This is a genomic window from Aquimarina aquimarini, from assembly GCF_900299535.1.
Taxonomy (GTDB): domain Bacteria; phylum Bacteroidota; class Bacteroidia; order Flavobacteriales; family Flavobacteriaceae; genus Aquimarina; species Aquimarina aquimarini.
In genome coordinates, this window is record NZ_OMKE01000038.1 from 1 (window position 1) to 2,330 (window position 2,330).

Below are 2,330 nucleotides of genomic sequence, written 5' to 3' on the forward strand. Positions count from 1 at the left end.
ATACATATACTGCGTATACTGAGCATCTTGCTGAGAATAACCATTGTAAAACAAAACACTGAGTAGTACTGTTACAAGTATCGCTTGTATATTTTTCATCCGCTATATATAGTTTTTTAAAAAAAATTAATGCAACCTACCAACATTTCTGTTAGTAGGTTACATCTTGGTTGATTATCTATTGAGATATAAATAACCTGCTTTATTTTTTCGTTGTCCTGATTGTAAAATATATTCAACTACATAATAATATGTCCCAACAGGCAACTCCTCTTTTCCTTCTATTGTGGACCTCCCGTTTGAGATCCCTCTAAAGAAGTTATTATCTCTCCCATAATTTTTGGATTCGTAAACTTTTACTCCCCATCGATTGAATATAGTTAATGTATTTTCAAATTCTTCTATTCCCTCAATTACAAATACATCATTTACTCCATCTCCGTTAGGAGACATTCCCGAATATACTATAATCTCTTCATCAAACCTTATACGAACTATCGTTTCATCTTCAAAATCACCATCTCCATCCAAATCAACATTAGTATCATCTGATGGATCATCAGAAATATCTGTTACTGTATTTCCATCAGGGTTCTGCCCTGTTACAGTTGCTTGATTGGTTACCCTACCTGATAGTAAATCTTCTTCTGTTAAAGTATATATAGCTGTAAAATTATCTTCATCTACTTCTCCAGCTTCCAAATCAATTGGCCCTCCTATCACTTCAACTCCAGGTAATGGATCTGTAAGTACAATATTGATAAGGTCCACACTTCCCGTATTTTCAACAGTAAAATTATAATGTATTTCATCTCCCACATTAACAATATCGTCATCATTTGTATCTACATACGCTCCTGTTTTAGTTAATGCAAGGTTAGATACATCTCCTCCTCCAGAACTTGTTACGGTTATTATTATGGAAGCTTCATCACAAATTGTAGGTGTATCAATACTACATAATGTATATCTAATCAAATATTCTCCTGCTGGAGTACCTGGTAAAACAGTTATTATTCCAGTTAAAGGATCTAGATTAATATCATCTTCAGGGTCATTATCCATAACATTTGTTATCGCAACATCTGTATTTAATATGGCCAAATTACAGCTAAATAGATCATTATCATTTACAATATTGGAAGAGCTATCTCCTGTATCCCCATCAAGACTTACCATATCATTAATAGCTACAACTACCCCTGAAACAGTTATATTAAAACTACAACTATCACTATTCCCTGAAAGATCAGTAAAGGTATATGTCACTATTGTAGTTGCACCTACAGCAAACATATCTCCTGAGTCATGTGTACTACTAACAGACGGTGCTCCTTTACAGTTATCACTAGCTGTTGGTGGTGTCCAAGTAACAGGAATACTACAATTATTTGTATTCGTAGTTAACATAATATCTGAAGGACAATCGATAATAGTTGGTTTGATATTATCAATCACAGTCACTATTTGAGTACAAGTATCAGTATTTCCAGAGCTATCTGTTACAGTCCAAGTAACCGTTGTATCTCCCACTGGAAATATTACAGGAGCATCATTACTTACCCCTGCTACTGTGCAATTATCTCCTGTTACTGGTATGCCCAAATCAACCCCTGTTCCTGCACAACTTCCAGGATCTACATATACACTAATATTGGCAGGACATATAATTGTTGGATCAATATTATCTATTACAGTTACAGTTTGCATACAACTATTAGTATTTCCTGAACCATCTGTTACAGTCCAGGTAACTATTGTATCGCCTAACGGGAATATTGCAGGAGCGTCATTACTAAAACTTGCCCCACAATTATCAGCGATTGTTGGTGTACCTAAAGAAACCCCTGTTGCTTGACAAGTTCCAGAGTTTACATTTACACTAATATTCGCAGGACATATAATCGTTGGATCAATATTATCTATTACAGTCACTATTTGTATACAACTATTACTATTCCCAAAATTATCTGTTACTGTCCAAGTTACATTTGTATCTCCAACTGGAAATATTGCAGGAGCATCATTTGTAACAGTTGTTATTGCGCAAGTAGTTCCTATTATTGGTGTACCTAAAACAACTCCACTAGCAGTACATAAACCTGTATCTATAATAACGTTTACAGCTGGTGGACATGTAATTACTACGGTAGTAGGTGTTGAATCAACAGTCACAGTATGTACTGCTGAAGATACAGATGTACAGCCGTTTCCATCAGTCACAGTGTACGTAATATCGGTCGTTCCTGCTGAAACTGGAGTTACTACTCCTGATCCGTCAATCGTAGCGACTGCTACATTAGAAGAACTCCAAACTATTGTGCCTGCAG

General features: G+C 35.5%; 1 protein-coding gene. It reads right to left on the reverse strand.

Annotated features, from left to right (window positions below; all coding sequences use genetic code 11):
- Positions 1–174: 174 nt before the first annotated feature.
- The coding region (locus DG508_RS15635; protein ID WP_159090861.1) for an HYR domain-containing protein at positions 175–2,330 on the reverse strand (2,156 nt) is incomplete at its 5' end.